A 16,279-nucleotide genomic window follows, 5' to 3' on the forward strand; every position below is an offset into this window, starting at 1 on the left:
TTACTCACCTTTTTTCTTTCGGGCAAGTATTAGTGCGCCATTGTCTTCGGTATATGTCAGGTCAAATGTCATACAAACCACATTCAAGATATAGGTAAATGTGTTTTGGGAGAAATGTGCTCCCAACCGTTCGTTCAGGATGGTGGTGTCATTTACCGACAGCTCTACATCGTAAACACGTTCGAGCGTTTCGAGCACTTCGGAGAGTGGCGTATTGTAGAACTTAATGTCACGGGTTTTCCAAGCCAGCGCGTTGGGATTGGCCTTAACACCGGTGAGCAATCCGGATGATTTGTGATAGACAGCACCCATACCGGCCTCGAGTTGAAGCACTTCTTGTGCATTGTGCTTCTGCCTGATTTCTACCAAACCGCTGCTTACATCTATATAGGCTACACCGGCCTCATTGTATGACCTGATATTAAACGAAGTGCCGCGCACATGCACGGTTAAATCACCCATATCAATTACAAATGGCCAGTTGTCAGCCCCTTTCACATCAAAAAAAGCCTCACCTGAAAATTGCACCAGCCGCTCATCGCTGGTAAATGGTTGCACACACATAAGATTGGTGCCATGATTTAAGAATACCACTGTGCCATCGGACAGAACTACTTCCTGTTGCACATCGGAGCTAACAGCAAATGATTCCGGGAGCAATATTCGCTCGGGCATCATAAGCCATATCAGAGCCGCTACCATCATAAGCAGAATAACAGATGCAGCAGCAAACTGCACAGGTCGAAACAACCTGGGAGCCACAATCACCTTTGGTTCAATTGCGTCACGTACCTTTTGCCAACCCTGCTGCACATCAACTTCCTGATATCGGGTAGCATCGGTGCCCAGCTGCCACGCCATGCGCAACTCCTCCCACAACTGCACATTGGCGGCCGACTCATTCAGCCAATGAATGTGCTGCGACCGCTCATCTGCAGTTGCTTCACCGGATAATATCCGTGCCGCCAGTTCGTAATTGATCATCTCAGACATTTTGTTATTTGATAATTGATTGTTCTTATCCATAATTATTGTTACCCGGCTATCAGCTTATAATCCGTTGGCCAACATTTTTCGGGTGAGGTGTTCTCTAAGGTATTTCAAAGCCTTACCCATTTGCGCTTCCACCGTTTTCACAGATATGCCTAACAAACTTGCAATCTCAGCGTATTTGAGTCCTTCAAAACGGTTAAGTCGAAAAATGCGCTGTCGCTGCTCCGGCAGCTGACCTATCACACTTTGCACCTTATTCACAATCGCCTCATCCAAAGGCACCTCATCATCTTCGGGTCTGTTAACCGGAAACTGGTCCAACGACTGAAACTGCTTTGCCTGTTTTAGCTCATTGATGCAGGTATTTCGCACTGCAATCATTAAATACGCAAATGGATTTGAAATGGAGACTTCAGCACGCTTCTCCCACAACTTCACGAAAACCGACTGCACCACATTCTCGGCAGAATCAGAATCGGACAGATACTTGCGGGCATAGATTACCAAACGTGCGTAGCAGGATTTGAACAACAGTTCAAAAGCTCTGTCATCGCCACGGGCAATACGTTGCATCAGGTCCTTATCACCATTTTTTTGTTCCATTCAATTCATCCGTCTAAGAGATAGACCAATTTAATGGAAAAAACCCTTACCTGAAACAACAAAAAATTATCTCCAACGAAAAGTGGTGACCACAGCAGCATGGTCAGAGGGAAATCCAAGCGGATAGCTATCGATGACATAAGCATTTACAGGTTCGATAGGCAAACCGGAGTAGTAGATGAAATTAACACGGTCCTGAAGCACTTCATTAAAAACGGGAGACCATGTATGACCAGGATGCTCTACCGGATCGGGATATATCTTGCGATAAGCATCGATATAGCCTGCCTGCTCGAGCAACCGGCTTGAGGGAAAGTCGATCACCAGCCCATAACGGTTGGCACTGTTGGCCTCAGTCCAGTCCAAATGAGAACCGGAATTGAAGTCACCGGCTAAAATCAGTGGCACCTGATCCTTTTGGTTCAGGAGCGATTGCAACTCCCAGGCAATGAAGCGCATTTCGGCACCACGGCTCTCAAGTTCACGCGCCAAAATGGTATCGGCCACAGCATTACCCGACATGATGTAGGGCCCCAGATTTGGCAGATAACTCAAGTGTATGGGGCAGAAAACAACCTGTCGCTGCCCCGGAAGTTCAATGGTGACAGCACCTGCCATTCGTGAGCGGTAAATATTATAGGTACGCCCAAGCGGATAACGGCTCAACACACTCAATCCATCGCTTCGCTGATAATGAAAGTATCCAAGCGCATCCGCAATCATCTCACCCGAACCAAAAGTCTCCTGTAGCGAAACAATGTCGGCACCCGACTGGCGTATTACATCCGTGATGCGTTGCACGCCCACAAATTTACCGTCACGCTGACCGCCATTCCAGATGTTCCATGTCATCACGGTTAGAGAGTCAGGCATTTTACGCTGACGTGAAATTCGCGTTGGTTTATATTTTGCATATAAAGCACCAACCTGCTCGGGGGTTAAAATCCGGCTATAAACAGACAAATCATCGATAAGGCCGTTATAAGTCTCCATTAGCGGCAGAGCCGAAGTAGGGTCGCCACCAAGCACAAAGGTGTTGTCGAGTATATTCAGGTTAAACTGTTGCAGGCTTATTACAGAAACATTGCGGCCATTGTAGTAAAGACGCGCTTCCTTGGCCTGAAAATCCAACGAAAAACCTATCTGATGCCACTCACCATCATTGATTGGCTGGTGTCGGGATGTGGGCATGTAGGATGCAGTATTAAAGCCATCAAAAATTTGCCAGTACCAGGCGCCGCAACCCGCTGCACCAATGCGCCAACCCGACTGGTTAAAATCGCTATTTTCAGTTTTTTGGGAGATGATGGTGTAGGCATTGTTATCTTCCGAATCCATTTTGGTCCAGAACATGAGCGTAATGCCGGGATAATCGTTGAAGGAGTCGCCAGCGCTTTTGGTAATGATTAACGGCTTGCGATATTTGGCAGTAGCTGACAAATCAAGACTTTTACCGGATATACCCGTCGCATAGCTCACATGTCCGTCTCCACGAACAAAAACCGGCAACACACCTTTGTTGTGCACCTGTTCATTAAAATCGTACATGATAAGTGGCATGGATGGCAACTCGGCCGGTCGGTTACCACTGTTACAGGAAATTTGTAAAAAACCTACAACAAAAAGCAGTAGCAGAGCTATTATCGGGAAAAGGACGTTTAAACGCATATATAAAGAGTTTCCATGGAAAATGATCAATCTTAAATTACATTTTTTAAGATTTGTACGGAGATTCTTTAAACTGGTTACGTACTCAGCACGCTGTGAACCTCAAAACACCTCTCCCAGAAAGCCCATTCATACTGCCATTCAACCAGTTAGACCACACAACTTTTCATCCGCAACTATCCATTCATAAAAGGCTGCTCCTGAATCCGCTTCACCAATGATGCCACCTCAAATATCAGCTTGTCGGCCAATTCATTGAAGCGGGGAGACTTTTCTTTGTATGTTTCTTCGGCCTCGATGGCCAGGGGATAAAGCTCCAATGCCTCCATAGTGCCCACAATACCTTTTAGCGAATGCAGTGTACGCACCAGCGTTTCATGGTCGTTCATCTCGAGCAGTTCCTGCATTAAACCACCAAAATGTTTGTAGTCGTGACAAAAACCGCGTAACAACCTCTTATACAAGTCAGTTCGCTGCCCCATTCGCTTAATACCGGCCTTCACATCAAGCCCCTCAATGGATGGAAAATCCACCACGTCTGAATCTGATTCGGTGATTTGCGCGCCAGCCGGAATGTTATCTTCACCAAAAACAAGGCGATAAATTACACCAAACAACTCCTCCGGATCGATGGGTTTAGCTACCATACCGACCATACCCGCTTGCAGACAAAGTGCTTCCACGTCACCAAAAGCTTCGGCTGTCATGGCAGCCACCGGCACATCGTGCCAGCCATCTACGGCCTTTAAGTGGCGGGTTGCTGCATATCCGTCCATTTCCGGCATATTGATATCCATCAACACCACATCATACGGACACTCGCCGTTGAGAGATTTAGCCATTTCAATTGCTTCGTAGCCGCCGGGCATCACGTCGGTTTTGATACCTGCCATATCGAGCAATTCAACAGCCAGACTGCGGTTGCTTGCTGTATCGTCAACAACCAATATGCGTAATGACCTTTTATCGAGAAGTAAATCACGGTAGAGACGTCGCTTCAAGGCAGAAACATCCGGCATAAACGTTTCGCCGCCAAGTACATCCATAAGACAATCAAACAACATGGAGTAATTAGCAGGCTTATTCAAAAATACGGCCGGTGCATCATACTGCCATGAATTGCGGATGGTTCCTTCGTTAAAAGGCGTGGTGAGAAAAACCAATGATTCATAAAACCCGGACATCTCCACCAGTTTTTGAAAGGCGTTGGTGTCTCCTTCCTGAAAAATATTTTTATCCACAAAGAGCAGTCGGAAAGGATTACCGCCTTCGGTGCGCTCCAGCTCACGCCACAATGCAGTACCTGAGGTGCAGCGTTTTACATTAAACCCAAAATCCTGAAGCATGTGCTGCAAGCTTCTGGCAGAAGAGCGATTGCCATCTGCCACCAGCACCGTTTCCCCAGCTCCTTCAAAGGCATGACGCATCTGCTCCTTCTTCTGCACGGATTGTTGCTTCATTCGGGCGGTGAACGAGAAAGTACTGCCCACACCATATTCACTCTCGACCCAGATTTCCCCACTCATTAAACTCGTGAGACGTTTACAGATGGCCAGTCCAAGTCCGGTTCCACCATATTTGCGCGTAATGGAGACATCGGCCTGCGAAAAAGCTTTAAAAAGGTGGTTCTTCTGCTCCTCTTTAAGACCAATACCGGTATCGGACACGGCAAAGAGTAGCTCAACCTGATTGCCTTCAATAATTTTGGAAGATATTTTAACTACCACTTCACCCTGATCGGTAAATTTAATGGCGTTGTTCACAAGGTTCACCAGCACTTGCTCAATGCGCAATGGGTCGCCAATGAGGCTCAAAGGCACATTGGGCGCGTAATCAAACACCAGATTAAGTCCCTTTTCGTTGGCTCGGAACAGAACAATATCGGCCAGATTCTGCATCACCGATTCCAAATCGAATTCTATACTTTCGAGCTCGAGACGTCCGGCTTCAATTTTGGAGAAGTCGAGTATGTCGTTGATAATACCTAATAACGAACGTGATGATGACTGTATTCGGCGCAGATAATCGGCATGCCCCGAAGAGGCCATCTTCTCGAGGCCCAAATGCGTCCAGCCAATGATTGCATTAAGGGGTGTGCGTATTTCATGACTCATACGTGCCAAAAAGTCACTTTTTGCGCGAGTGGCAGCTTCGGCTTTTTCTTTGGCCTTTTGCAGTTCGATGGCACCCTCGTTTCGGGCAATCACAATCCCAAGCGTAACAGCAAAGGCTTTGAACAGTGTTTTATGGGAGTCGTTCCAGTTGCTGTTGCGCAAGCCAATGCCAAAACCAATGAAACCCCAGAAATGCTCATGGACAAAAACAGGCACAAGCAGCACCGATGAGGAGCGCATGGCTTTCAGAAAGCGCTGTTCGCCAGCCTCTGCCTGACGCACGCTCACCATCACCTCCTTTTTTTCACTCATGCGGTAAAACCACGATGTGGAGAAATCCTCATAGGAAGCGCCATCAAAATCGGTTCGGCTGACCGGCTCAAGCACGGCCTTATCCCATTCGGTTAGGTGTTTGATGGTGATTTTTCCGGTCTCGGTGCATCGGCGGTTATAGAATGCAAATGCCCGGTCCACCCCAGCTCCAAGCCCCATTACCCGCAAGGCTTTAAGGACGGCCTCCTCGGGAACTGGTGTCATGATAAGTTCTTTAACCGCTTCGGACACCCCTTCTAGTAAGCGGTCGCGCAGCATCAACTCCGAAAGCGCATCCTTCTGCGCCGTGATGTCGATGATAACTCCTTGCAATGTTACCCGGGTTGATTCCCGATCATAAACCGGCAACCCTTTTTCATACACCCATTTGCGGTGACCGTATAAATCACGGATACGGTATTCAATCTCATACGCTCGCTGTCGCAACACAGCCTGACGAATGGTTTCGCGCACCTTCTGGACATCCTCGGCATCAACAAAAGGCATAATGGACTGACCTTCCACAATAAATGCATCAATACCCAATCCAATAAGTTTTTCAACGCCACCGCTGATGAAAAGCATGCTGCGGCGGGCATCGTTGTGACAGTGATACACCACACCCGGCACGTTTGTCACGATGTTGTGATAGTTCTCCCTGCTGCGTTCCAGATCCGACAATGCTTTTCGCAATGCAGTAATGTCAGTGGAAACGCATACCAGCGCAGTTGTGCTGCCGTCGGCACTTTGAATTGGAAATTTGTTTGACAGGAAGGTTCGCCTGCCCGAGGAAGAAGGCAGAAATTCCTCTATTTGAACGGGCTTACCGCTAGCAAGCACATCCTGGTCGTTTCGCTGAATCACATCGGCATATTCCGAAGGGAAAATATCCGCATCGCGCCTTCCGATGATGCGGTGTGCTTCCATACCCAAAATCTCTTCCATGGGTTGATTTATCAGGGTATAATGACCCAATAAATCTTTAACGTAAATAAGTGATGCACTGTTGTTGATGATGTCGTTGAGAAGTTTCCTATTCTCCTGAAGCTGTTTGTTGGCAGCTGCACGAGACTCCTCGTCCTTTCTTACTCGACGGATAAAGACAAAAGCCATCCAGAAACCCACACTGATAGCCAGCACCATTATAACGGTGAGTATGTAAAGGCTGTAGAGCGACCACTGCTCCATGGCCAAATTTTGATGGCGGTTGGCATTTTCGCCGGCATGCTGAATGCTGATGGCACTCTGAACCATCAAGTCCTGAGCTTCCTGCAATTCGTGAATGGCATTAACCAGTTCAATCATCACCACCCTGTAACGGTTAAGGTCGGCACCCAAACGGCGCACCGTTTGTCCCGCTCTTGATTCGGGATCCACAACCCCATCGGGTGGAAGCAAGCTCCTGATTCGCTGAAAAATAATTGTCACAGAATCGGCCGACACTACCTCTTGCGGAAAATTCCAAATCTTTTTCTCTATCTCTTTCAGATGCAAAAGTTGATACAAAAGGTCGTTCTGTGTATCGATACCGGAGTTGGAGCCTGACATTCCGGATGGCGGACGTGGGAATGGCTCTCTGGCGGTCATAAAAATGCGCTGAAAAAGCCTGTCCATGCGCGCTTCTGCCGAATTTCTGTCCTGCTTTAGCTGAATAAACATCAGCCAGTAACGGTTAAATTCACGCATCCAACTGTCAACATTTGCAAGCTCATTGCGGCTTTTGGAATAGAGGCGGCTGCTGCGGGCAGCCTCTAGCGCACGGCCAATCTCATTTGTAAGGCTATCTACCTGATAGGCATGCGTGGTATCACTGTTTAATGAAAAACCTTTAGCCTCTATCCGGGCAAGGTATATCTGGTGCAGAAGATGATCCACTTTTTCGGTACTGTCAACCCACTCATTCAGCCTTTTAACACCCCAGATGGTAGCACCAGATACCATCACCAACAGTAAAAGGTTGATAATGTATCCCATAAAAACCCTTTTACTAATTGAGCTTTGGGCAGAATGACGTTGAAGAAAAAAATTCAGCATGAAAATTTGAACCAATCGATATAAGAACTGCAAAAATCGCAAAAAATTATGGAAGTGAACAGCATTCAACTCTATCTTTTTAACGAAGCAACGAAAAAAAGGTTTACATTTTTTAACAGAACAACTGCCGTTAAAAACAACGTAGCCTGAAGAAGCGCTAAACCGGTTACTTTTTGTTTGTGCTCTCTTCAAATATTCACTTGAAAACAACTATATTGGCAGCGCAATTTCAAAACCACGTCAATGCTCAGAAAATCATTTTTCAGAACCTCCCTTCTTATACTCTCCTGCTTTTTTACTGCGATAAATATTACCCTCGCCAATCCGGTGTTCGAATTTCGCGGCGTTTGGGTGGCTACAGTAACCAACATTGACTGGCCCTCCAGGCAGGGTTTAGACGCAAAAGCATTAAAAGAGGAGACTGTAAAAATCCTCGACCTGCATCAGCAACTTGGAATGAATGCCATTGTTCTGCAGGTGAGGCCTGCGAGTGATGCCATCTACCCATCGGCGCTGGAGCCCTGGACTAAATACCTTTCGGGTGTTCAGGGCGTTTCGCCTGATGGCACCTTTGACCCTCTCAAATTCTGGATTGAGGAAGCCCACAAACGCGGCATGGAACTTCATGCCTGGATAAACCCTTTCAGAGCTGCCATGCGAAGCGATGAACCGCTGCACAGTTCGCATCCTGCTGCGCTTAACCCGCACTGGACCATAAACTACGCCAACCGCCTCTATTACAATCCGGGACTGCCTGAGGTAAGAAACCACATCAAATTGGTAATTGCTGATCTGGTATCGCGCTATGACATCGACGGTCTGCACATGGACGACTACTTTTACCCTTATCCCGTGCGTGGCGAAATATTTGATGATTCACTCACTTTTATCCGGAGCAAAAAGGTAAACGAAAATATTGGCATTGATGATTGGCGGCGCGAAAACATCAACATCTTTATAAAAGAGACCTATGAAACCATCAAAGAAATAAAACCATGGGTGAAATTTGGCGTCAGTCCGTTTGGCGTATGGCGTAATGGCGCCGACGACCCAAGAGGCAGTGACTCCAGGGCAGGCGTTACCTGTTACGACCATCTTTATGCCGATGTGCTAAAATGGTACGAAAAAGGTTGGGTAGATTATCTGGTACCGCAAATTTATTGGTCGACCAAAGACGAGGCAGCAAATTACACCAAACTAGCCCGCTGGTGGAATGATGCCATAAAAGAGCGGCACCTTTACATTGGTCATGGCATCTATAAAATAAATGGCCCTCAAGCCCATTGGGACAATCCCAATGAAATGAAAGAGCAGATTAACATCACGCGCAAATTAAGAAACACCCTGGGCAGCGTCTATTTTAGTCACCGACATTTTGAGAGAGACAACAACGGCCTTAATAAAAACTTATCGCAAGACCTCTACCGAAACCCTGCGCTTACACCGGCCATGCCTTGGCTTACCAAAACCACTCCCAATACAGTGAAAAACATCGACCACCGCAAGCGAGTGATAACCTGGCAAATGACAGAAGCGACTCATCAAATGAACCAATCTCCCAGATACATTGTTTTTTTCAAGCCTGTAAAAGGTGGAAAGGAGCAATGGATTATCACCGGTAACCCATTTATCAGAACCGAGACACTCTCAGCAGGCAAAAGAACTAGGTATAACGTACAGGTGGTTGCTTTGGATCGACTTAACAACATGAGTCCCCGCAGCGAAACCATCCGTATTAGGTTTTAATCTGATTTAAATAATGTCAATCACCAATCGCAAAAAGAAAGATCTGCACCCTGTTAAAATCCTCTCAAACAAAGAGATTGAAAAAGGCATCTTCATTGTTGACATAGAGCGCAGCTGGAATTTTATCCCCGGACAGGTTATAGCTGTGGCGATGAGTCCCGACGATGAACCTCGCCTTTATAGCATCGCTTCAGGCATCAACAGCCCATATTTCAGCATTTTATTTGATGTAAAACCGGATGGTGCGCTGACCCCTTCGCTGTCAAAAACAAAGCCCGGCGACCTTATATATATATCTGAACCATTTGGCAAATTCATTGATTTGGGCGAACCCGGATACTGGATTGCCACCGGAACCGGCATCGCACCTTTCATTTCGATGATGGAATCTGGTATAAGCAGCAATAAAACACTTTTGCATGGTGCCCGTGAACTCAGGCAATTCTATTTGGCAGAAAAATTTATAGCATCAATGGGAAGCAGATACCTTCGGTTTTGCACGGCAGAAACAGCAAATGATGTCATTTCAGGTAGACTGACAAACTATCTGAAAAATTCTGACACGCTCCTCCCCGATAGAAAGTATTATCTTTGTGGCAATCCGGAAATGGTAGTGGATGTAAGAGATGTCTTAATCAACAAAGGAATCCCGTTTGATAACATATTGGCCGAGATATATTTTTAAATTGCAACTACCTGAAATTTGGATTTGAACCAATGTTCACTTTTTTAATGCCATAAAAAAGTAGTTTTCACAACAACCAAACTGTCTTCATTTCACCGATGACCGCAAAATTTAAAAAGTATCGCGCACAAATTGAAATGAAACAAGACAGTTATTATAGAGGCATCGCACAAGAACAGAACAACCTGGTTTTATACAATTAAGAAGCTTACTGCTAAACATACAAAAATGCAACAACCATCCTCAAATAAAGATTTTCTTTACGGAAAGACGCTTCAAGAACTCGCGACCATTGTAAAATCATTTGGACTTCCGGGTTTTACTGCCCGACAAATTTCTGACTGGCTTTACAAAAAACAGGCAGGAACAATAGACGACATGACCAACTTGTCGAAAAAAGCGCGAACCCTGCTTGCCGAAAACTTTGAAATGGGCGTGACGCTGCCATCCAAGGTTCAGGAGTCGAAAGACGGCACAAAGAAATATCTTTTCCCAGCCCATGCAAACCTGTTTATTGAGGCAGCCTACATACCCGAAGAGGATAGAAAAACACTCTGTGTATCGTCACAGGTAGGATGCAAGATGGGTTGCTTGTTTTGCATGACTGGAAAACAAGGCTTTCAGAGTAACCTCACAGCAGGTGAAATTTTGAATCAGATACGCAGTATTCCGGAAAGCGCACTGCTCAGCAATGTGGTTTACATGGGTATGGGCGAGCCGCTGGACAATCTGGACGAAGTACTTAAAAGTCTTGAAATACTCACTGCCGATTGGGGTTACGCATGGAGTCCCCGACGCATCAATGTGTCCACCATCGGTTTGATTCCAGCACTGCGCCGTTTTATTGAAGAGAGTGAAGCGCACCTTGCCATAAGTATGCACTCACCATTTAACGAAGAGCGAAAAAAACTGATGCCCATCGAACAGGTTTACACCATCGAACAAGTAGTGGACGTGCTGCGAGAGTACGATTTTGGTCGTCAGCGGCGCATCTCATTTGAATACATTATGTTTGGTGGCATTAACGACACACCGGCTCACGTAAAAGGCATCACAAAACTTCTGAACGGTCTGCGCTGCCGAATAAACCTCATCAAGTTTCATCCCATACCGGGTTCACCACTCAAGGGCAGCACACTGGAAACCACACAATACTTTAGCGACCAGCTGAGCAAAAAAGGGATTGTAACCACCATTCGCCGTTCACGAGGAGAGGATATTTATGCCGCTTGCGGTCTTTTATCAACCAAAGAGCTGGTGAAAAAAGAGAATGAGGAGAGCTATTAACGTGTTGCATTTATATACCGTTTTCACATCTCCTTACCCATCACCCCGTTACCAAACAGGCCAGCCATCGAAAAGAATTGGATAGTTCAAATTTATCCGTAAATGAGTATCACCTTATTGTTTATCTCTGCGCATTCTCTATGACTCTTCTAAACCGTATGAGTCTTAGACCCCGCAGGGATTTAGTTTCATTGCTTTTGAAAAATAACACATTAAAATCAGGTTTGATAATTAACTTATAATTAACCGATTAACTAATATTTGTCTATACTGGTCAAAATCTATCTAGTCCTTCGCAAATTTTACTAACTCAGCATTAAACTTCTGGGTTTCTTCAAGGAATAAACTATGACCACTATCTTCAAAAGCAACAATATACGAATTAGCAATAGCGTTGTTCATTTGCACAGCTAGATCGAACGTGCAGATTTTGTCCTTTTTGCCGTGCATTATTAAAGTTGGAATTTCAATATTGGCAAGGTCGGATCTTAGGTCAGTATCACGCAAGGCAATCAAACACTCAGCCATTGCATAGGAGGAAGAACTGATATTTATTCCGTTTAACCAATTGGCGATGCCTTCGTTGAGTGAAGTTTCGGTGGCAGAAAATATTTTCCCAACATTGGCCAACAGTTTGGGTCGGTCTTTATAATTTAAGGCAATTAAATCATCAACAGCACTAGTGGAAAGGTTATAAGGAAAATCATCGCGTTTTGTCCATATTGGTGCGGCAGCACCAAATAGAGCGAGTTTCGAAATAAGAGCGTCTTTATCAGTTGCTGCAAAACGTATTGCAATTGCACCGCCCATTGAGAAGCCACCCATAACGGCATCCTTTATTTTAAGCTGGGTTAAAATCTTCCGTATATCAGAAACATGCACATCGTAACCATATTTACCGTATGGCTTATCAGATTTGCCGAAACCACGCAGGGTAATACCTATAGCTCTGAAGTTGTTTTTTATTAAAGTGTTATACTGGTATTCAAACATCTCGTCGCTTAATGGCCAACCGTGTATTAAAACAATAGGCCTGCCTTCACCTGCATCTGAAATATGAAGACGAACGTTGGGTTCTACTTCAATATATTCGGCTCTTATGGAACCTGTATGAACTTTTCCCATTTCAATAATTTTTAAAACGTCCGGTTATTTTTTCCAAAGAGGCTAACAATTTGTCAATAGCACCAAAAACAGCCTGCTCATGGGTGTTTGCGGAGTCAATCACAGCGATTGGTTTCATGCCTGCAAGTCGGGCTTCCACGAGACACCGCTTATCATTAACGCCATTTTTAACACCATTCTCATCTGAGATATGAACCTCCACCCTTGTTATGTGCTGACTGAATCTGCCTAGTTCATCCAATATTAAAGATGTAGAAGAGAGAATAAGTTCCTCGCTTCCAGTTACGTTTTTGTCTATGTTAATTTGTATTTGCATTTCTTTCAGTAATTTAATAACGAAATATTGCTGCCAATCCGGTTTCAGAAGGCATCTTATCGGCTGGAAGCACCACCACCTGACCACCCATTTTCATCACCAACTCTCCCATATCGTCGAGCAGATCATCAACTTTTGGATTACTCAAATCTCTTTTTTGAGTATTTCCAGTCACCAAATTTGTAATCCTCACAGGAATTATTCGGTCTGCCTCAACAATAAGTGTATGAACCTTTCCCTCAACCGCAGCAATAGCAACTTCCTTATAGTCATCACTTCCTTTGCCATTAACTCTTGCTTGAATAAAAAGGCCTACTATATTACTCAGTTTTAAGTTATACTCTGGCTCCATTATTTCCCATGCCATTTTTGCAAACTTAACCACTGAAACTGATGATGGGTTTATTGCAATGCCATTATGGAGTAGAAGAGGATTTTTGCTTAACTTATGAAAAAGGTTGTGGTGTTCAGGCAATGCAGCAAGTATAAGTGGCCAACCTGTGGGCTTAGAGTATTGTTCGTAAATCGTATTTGCTACAACACGAAAAAACCTTTCAGCGTCTTTTTCAGATTCCTCCTTTCTTCCACCATGCCCATGGTGCATAGACGAACTTTCGCCACCAGTACCACCATAAGATGCCACTGTTGAATGCTTATCTGTCAACTCCTTACCGAGTGCCTCAGTTATCGTTTTTGGAGTATCTGCAATAAGTTCAACTTCAGTTAGGGCGTAACGATTGCCCTCAAAAAGCTGCACGTCATGAAGTGTTAAACCCAAAACGTGAAAATGATCAAGAGATTGCAAATATTGCCGAAGCGGTTTTGTGTGGAAACTGTCGGCCACAATTGCTAACTCTTCAAACGATTGATGAACACCAACAACTTTAAACACATTGTGCGCACCAAAAACGGCCAGACCATTAAAAGTATGATTCCATTTAATATTGTCTTCAGCAAGCGCTTCAAAAGGTTCAAGGTGTTTTTTCACCACATCTAATGAATACTTCTGTAACAAGGATACTTTTAGTTGCCTAACAAGGTTTTTAAATAAAATTATATCCTGAAGATTATCAGGATGCGATCGATGAGTAGGCATGTATATTGAGAGGCATGGTGCCTGATTAGCTGCAAGGAGTTCATGAACCAAATCTTTTGTAAGTAATTCCATAATTTATCATTTAATTAATTCAACAAACTTACTTTCTGAACTAATGAATTGTTGCAGATTATACATTTTCCATTACTCGACTTAATCATAAATAAGAGCATGGAAAAAATATATCTTTCACCAAATTGGATCTGTTTAGCTAACTAATCTGTTTAAAACTTATTCTATTAGGGTCAGCATTAATGAGATTTCTGTTTAATTTGATTCTGCAAAATGCTGCGTAGGTAAAAGCATTTCTATTAGCATAAAGGTGAGAATGTAATGTGGGAATACGTTATATTATTTAAGAAAATCTTTACATCAATCACATATTATCATTTTATCATAACAGCACGTAAAAACATCAGTTCCGGCAATGAAACAATATTGAAAAAGACACTATTGGCAAGTCATCAATTAAAAAGCTAAAATCTATCAGCCTAATACGAATAAATCATGTCACTTAGATTAAACTCAATATGGTACGTTACTCATTACCCGGAAATGAGTTTGTTTTAATGTAACTTGGTGATTCAACCACATTGTAAGCATCCATTTAGTGCCAGTTTTCATGGTTGGTTGCATCTATATATTGTTCTCAAAATAATTAATTAATTACAAACAGATTTTACCTAAGAGCTAACTTCTTCTATTTACGTGGAATTACTCTTGGTCTAAACCGGTATAATTCTGGTCTTGCTTAATATTAGCAAACACCTAATTAATCAACTTGTGCGACAGGGCTGTTGCAAAATCGGAGAGCCTGTTCTGTTAGTCTAGATATTAAGCATGTACCCATACATCAGTGGTTTTAGTGGGTTTAAATCCTTAGGTAATTGGAGTTACAGCATTTAAAACATTAAAACCATTAGTTTGTTGCCATCCAGCATCACAATAGAGTATGACGACTACAAGGAGGATAAACACTAAAATTTTATTAACTCTTGCCAGTTGTTTCATCTGTTTATATTAAATTTTTTGTTATGAGGAACTAAATAGCTCATGAAATTCCTGCCCATGGGCATATTAATATATTAAATGCCTGCTTTCTCAATCCAATAAAGTAACAGAGCTATCAGAGCAACTAAAGGCACAATCACAACCCAGTTGTTTACTTTTAACAATCCAGGTATGGTAATCTCGCCGAAATCACCTTTATTCAAAATGCCGTCCTTTAATACGGGATACATTAATGCAAAAAACCAAGTTCCCAGAATGATTCCAGCCAGTCCGCCAACTATGGCATCTAAATAACCATTGCCAATGGCACCGGCAATCGTACCTGGGCAATAGCCAAGAATGGCAAATCCAACACCGAATATCAGTGCACCAATAACATTCTTACCTACAGAACCTTTCTTGAGCGAAAGCTTTATCCATCCTTGCGATTTCATAAAGTAAACACCAATCATCCCCGTTGCAATTGCAGAAAGCATAATTTTTACAACCGTAAAATCGGTTAGCAGCAACTGGCCAACAATCACATCATAGTTTGTGGCACCGCCTTTGTGCAGCAAAAAACCGAAGATAATACCAATACCCAAACCAAAGAATAAGGGACTTCTACTTGCTACTGCCACATCCATTCTGTTTTGTAGCGTTTCAGAAACTGTATTTTTGGTTTTCATTTTTGAAATGGTTTGCGTTAAGCGATTATGAAAAAAATGATATGGGCAGTAGTAATTCCTGCAATGAAAAAAAAGATTACCGAAACCCAGCTCGATACAGCAAGTTGTAATGTGCCGCTTATACCATGCCCACTGGTGCAACCACCCGAAAAGCGGGAGCCAAAACCCAATATGATACCTCCAATAATTGCAACAAATACGCGCAAAAGTACACTGTCGCCAAAAGCCGATGACCAGAGCGATGGTACCCAAACACCAATCTGAAAATCGTCAGAAACAATGGCTGACAGAAATGAGCCTAATACCACTCCTACAACAAGCATCCACTGCCAGTCTATCTTGAGTTTTATCATTTTATAGTAGGGTCTTTGCTTTGCCTTTCCTCCTGATATATAGTTTTCGATCATTCCTCCTGCACGGGCAAATGTGGTAGAAGTGGCAATGGGCTTGCCCGATATTAAAAAGCTTAGCCAACTCAAAATTCCAATGCCTATACCTGCTACATAGGGCGACCAGTTAGGATCAGTAACAACTGAAGCAATTGTTTCCATAATCAATTGTTTAAAATGTGCTATTATACCTAAATACATTATGCCCTCTGAAGTGTGAGTGCAACAAAGA

At 43.8% G+C, this 16,279-nt stretch carries 13 protein-coding genes; 3 read left to right on the forward strand and 10 right to left on the reverse strand.

From position 1 onward, the window contains the following. From ALKIM_RS0102860 to ALKIM_RS0102875, 4 genes are all read right to left on the reverse strand, one after another. Nucleotides 1-993 carry a FecR family protein gene (locus ALKIM_RS0102860; protein ID WP_162148788.1) on the reverse strand — a complete coding sequence of 331 codons (993 nt, stop codon included), beginning with the start codon at nt 991-993 and terminating at the stop codon, nt 1-3. 57 nt (nt 994-1,050) lie between these two features. After that, nucleotides 1,051-1,596, reverse strand: a complete 546-nt coding sequence (locus tag ALKIM_RS0102865; RefSeq protein WP_026473334.1) for an RNA polymerase sigma-70 factor — start codon at nt 1,594-1,596, stop codon at nt 1,051-1,053. Nucleotides 1,597-1,662: 66 nt separating this feature from the next. Next, on the reverse strand, nt 1,663-3,264 hold the full coding sequence (locus ALKIM_RS0102870; RefSeq protein ID WP_044117708.1) for an endonuclease/exonuclease/phosphatase family protein: 1,602 nt from the start codon (nt 3,262-3,264) through the stop codon (nt 1,663-1,665). Between the two features lie 176 nt (nt 3,265-3,440). Further along, nucleotides 3,441-7,664 carry an ATP-binding protein gene (locus ALKIM_RS0102875; RefSeq protein WP_235714363.1) on the reverse strand — a complete coding sequence of 1,408 codons (4,224 nt, stop codon included), beginning with the start codon at nt 7,662-7,664 and terminating at the stop codon, nt 3,441-3,443. Between the two features lie 303 nt (nt 7,665-7,967). On the opposite strand from ALKIM_RS0102875, the gene ALKIM_RS0102885 reads away from it, so the two are divergent. The 3 genes from ALKIM_RS0102885 to rlmN all read left to right on the forward strand — a co-directional run bounded on the left by ALKIM_RS0102885 (nt 7,968) and on the right by rlmN (nt 11,442). Further along, the gene (locus ALKIM_RS0102885; RefSeq protein ID WP_026473337.1) at nt 7,968-9,470 is read left to right on the forward strand and encodes a glycoside hydrolase family 10 protein; all 1,503 of its coding nucleotides are present in this window, start codon (nt 7,968-7,970) and stop codon (nt 9,468-9,470) included. Nucleotides 9,471-9,483: 13 nt separating this feature from the next. Further along, the gene (locus ALKIM_RS0102890; protein WP_044117709.1) at nt 9,484-10,155 is read left to right on the forward strand and encodes an FAD-binding oxidoreductase; all 672 of its coding nucleotides are present in this window, start codon (nt 9,484-9,486) and stop codon (nt 10,153-10,155) included. 228 nt (nt 10,156-10,383) lie between these two features. Continuing rightward, on the forward strand, nt 10,384-11,442 hold the full coding sequence (gene rlmN / locus ALKIM_RS0102895; protein ID WP_026473339.1) for a 23S rRNA (adenine(2503)-C(2))-methyltransferase RlmN: 1,059 nt from the start codon (nt 10,384-10,386) through the stop codon (nt 11,440-11,442). Nucleotides 11,443-11,727: 285 nt separating this feature from the next. On the opposite strand, the gene ALKIM_RS0102900 is transcribed toward rlmN, so the two are convergent. The 6 genes from ALKIM_RS0102900 to ALKIM_RS0102920 all read right to left on the reverse strand — a co-directional run bounded on the left by ALKIM_RS0102900 (nt 11,728) and on the right by ALKIM_RS0102920 (nt 16,209). After that, nucleotides 11,728-12,567, reverse strand: coding sequence for an alpha/beta fold hydrolase (locus tag ALKIM_RS0102900; RefSeq protein WP_044117710.1), 840 nt, complete (start codon nt 12,565-12,567; stop codon nt 11,728-11,730). Between the two features lies 1 nt (nt 12,568). After that, nucleotides 12,569-12,883 (reverse strand): HPF/RaiA family ribosome-associated protein, encoded by a 315-nt coding sequence (locus tag ALKIM_RS0102905; RefSeq protein ID WP_026473341.1) that lies wholly within the window; start codon nt 12,881-12,883, stop codon nt 12,569-12,571. A 13-nt stretch (nt 12,884-12,896) separates the two neighbouring features. Beyond that, nucleotides 12,897-14,051 carry a baeRF3 domain-containing protein gene (locus ALKIM_RS0102910; RefSeq protein ID WP_044117711.1) on the reverse strand — a complete coding sequence of 385 codons (1,155 nt, stop codon included), beginning with the start codon at nt 14,049-14,051 and terminating at the stop codon, nt 12,897-12,899. An 807-nt stretch (nt 14,052-14,858) separates the two neighbouring features. Further along, complete coding sequence (locus ALKIM_RS20320; protein ID WP_262480530.1) at nt 14,859-14,990, reverse strand: hypothetical protein; 132 nt, start codon at nt 14,988-14,990, stop codon at nt 14,859-14,861. Nucleotides 14,991-15,064: 74 nt separating this feature from the next. Then, complete coding sequence (locus ALKIM_RS0102915; protein ID WP_218916655.1) at nt 15,065-15,658, reverse strand: YeeE/YedE thiosulfate transporter family protein; 594 nt, start codon at nt 15,656-15,658, stop codon at nt 15,065-15,067. Nucleotides 15,659-15,675: 17 nt separating this feature from the next. Next, a complete protein-coding gene (locus tag ALKIM_RS0102920; protein ID WP_157363739.1) occupies nt 15,676-16,209 on the reverse strand; it encodes a YeeE/YedE thiosulfate transporter family protein in 534 nt (177 codons plus the stop codon). Nucleotides 16,210-16,279: the final 70 nt, after the last annotated feature.

The organism is Alkaliflexus imshenetskii DSM 15055, assembly GCF_000517065.1.
Lineage (GTDB): Bacteria > Bacteroidota > Bacteroidia > Bacteroidales > Marinilabiliaceae > Alkaliflexus > Alkaliflexus imshenetskii.

Coding starts and splice junctions, on each gene's coding strand:
- ALKIM_RS0102860 (WP_162148788.1), bottom strand. CDS start 993: ATGTCTGAGATGATCAATTACGAACTGGCGGCACGGATATTATCCGGT.
- ALKIM_RS0102865 (WP_026473334.1), bottom strand. CDS start 1,596: ATGGAACAAAAAAATGGTGATAAGGACCTGATGCAACGTATTGCCCGT.
- ALKIM_RS0102870 (WP_044117708.1), bottom strand. CDS start 3,264: ATGCGTTTAAACGTCCTTTTCCCGATAATAGCTCTGCTACTGCTTTTT.
- ALKIM_RS0102875 (WP_235714363.1), bottom strand. CDS start 7,664: ATGGGATACATTATCAACCTTTTACTGTTGGTGATGGTATCTGGTGCT.
- ALKIM_RS0102885 (WP_026473337.1), top strand. CDS start 7,968: ATGCTCAGAAAATCATTTTTCAGAACCTCCCTTCTTATACTCTCCTGC.
- ALKIM_RS0102890 (WP_044117709.1), top strand. CDS start 9,484: ATGTCAATCACCAATCGCAAAAAGAAAGATCTGCACCCTGTTAAAATC.
- rlmN (WP_026473339.1), top strand. CDS start 10,384: ATGCAACAACCATCCTCAAATAAAGATTTTCTTTACGGAAAGACGCTT.
- ALKIM_RS0102900 (WP_044117710.1), bottom strand. CDS start 12,567: ATGGGAAAAGTTCATACAGGTTCCATAAGAGCCGAATATATTGAAGTA.
- ALKIM_RS0102905 (WP_026473341.1), bottom strand. CDS start 12,883: ATGCAAATACAAATTAACATAGACAAAAACGTAACTGGAAGCGAGGAA.
- ALKIM_RS0102910 (WP_044117711.1), bottom strand. CDS start 14,051: ATGGAATTACTTACAAAAGATTTGGTTCATGAACTCCTTGCAGCTAAT.
- ALKIM_RS20320 (WP_262480530.1), bottom strand. CDS start 14,990: ATGAAACAACTGGCAAGAGTTAATAAAATTTTAGTGTTTATCCTCCTT.
- ALKIM_RS0102915 (WP_218916655.1), bottom strand. CDS start 15,658: ATGAAAACCAAAAATACAGTTTCTGAAACGCTACAAAACAGAATGGAT.
- ALKIM_RS0102920 (WP_157363739.1), bottom strand. CDS start 16,209: ATGGAAACAATTGCTTCAGTTGTTACTGATCCTAACTGGTCGCCCTAT.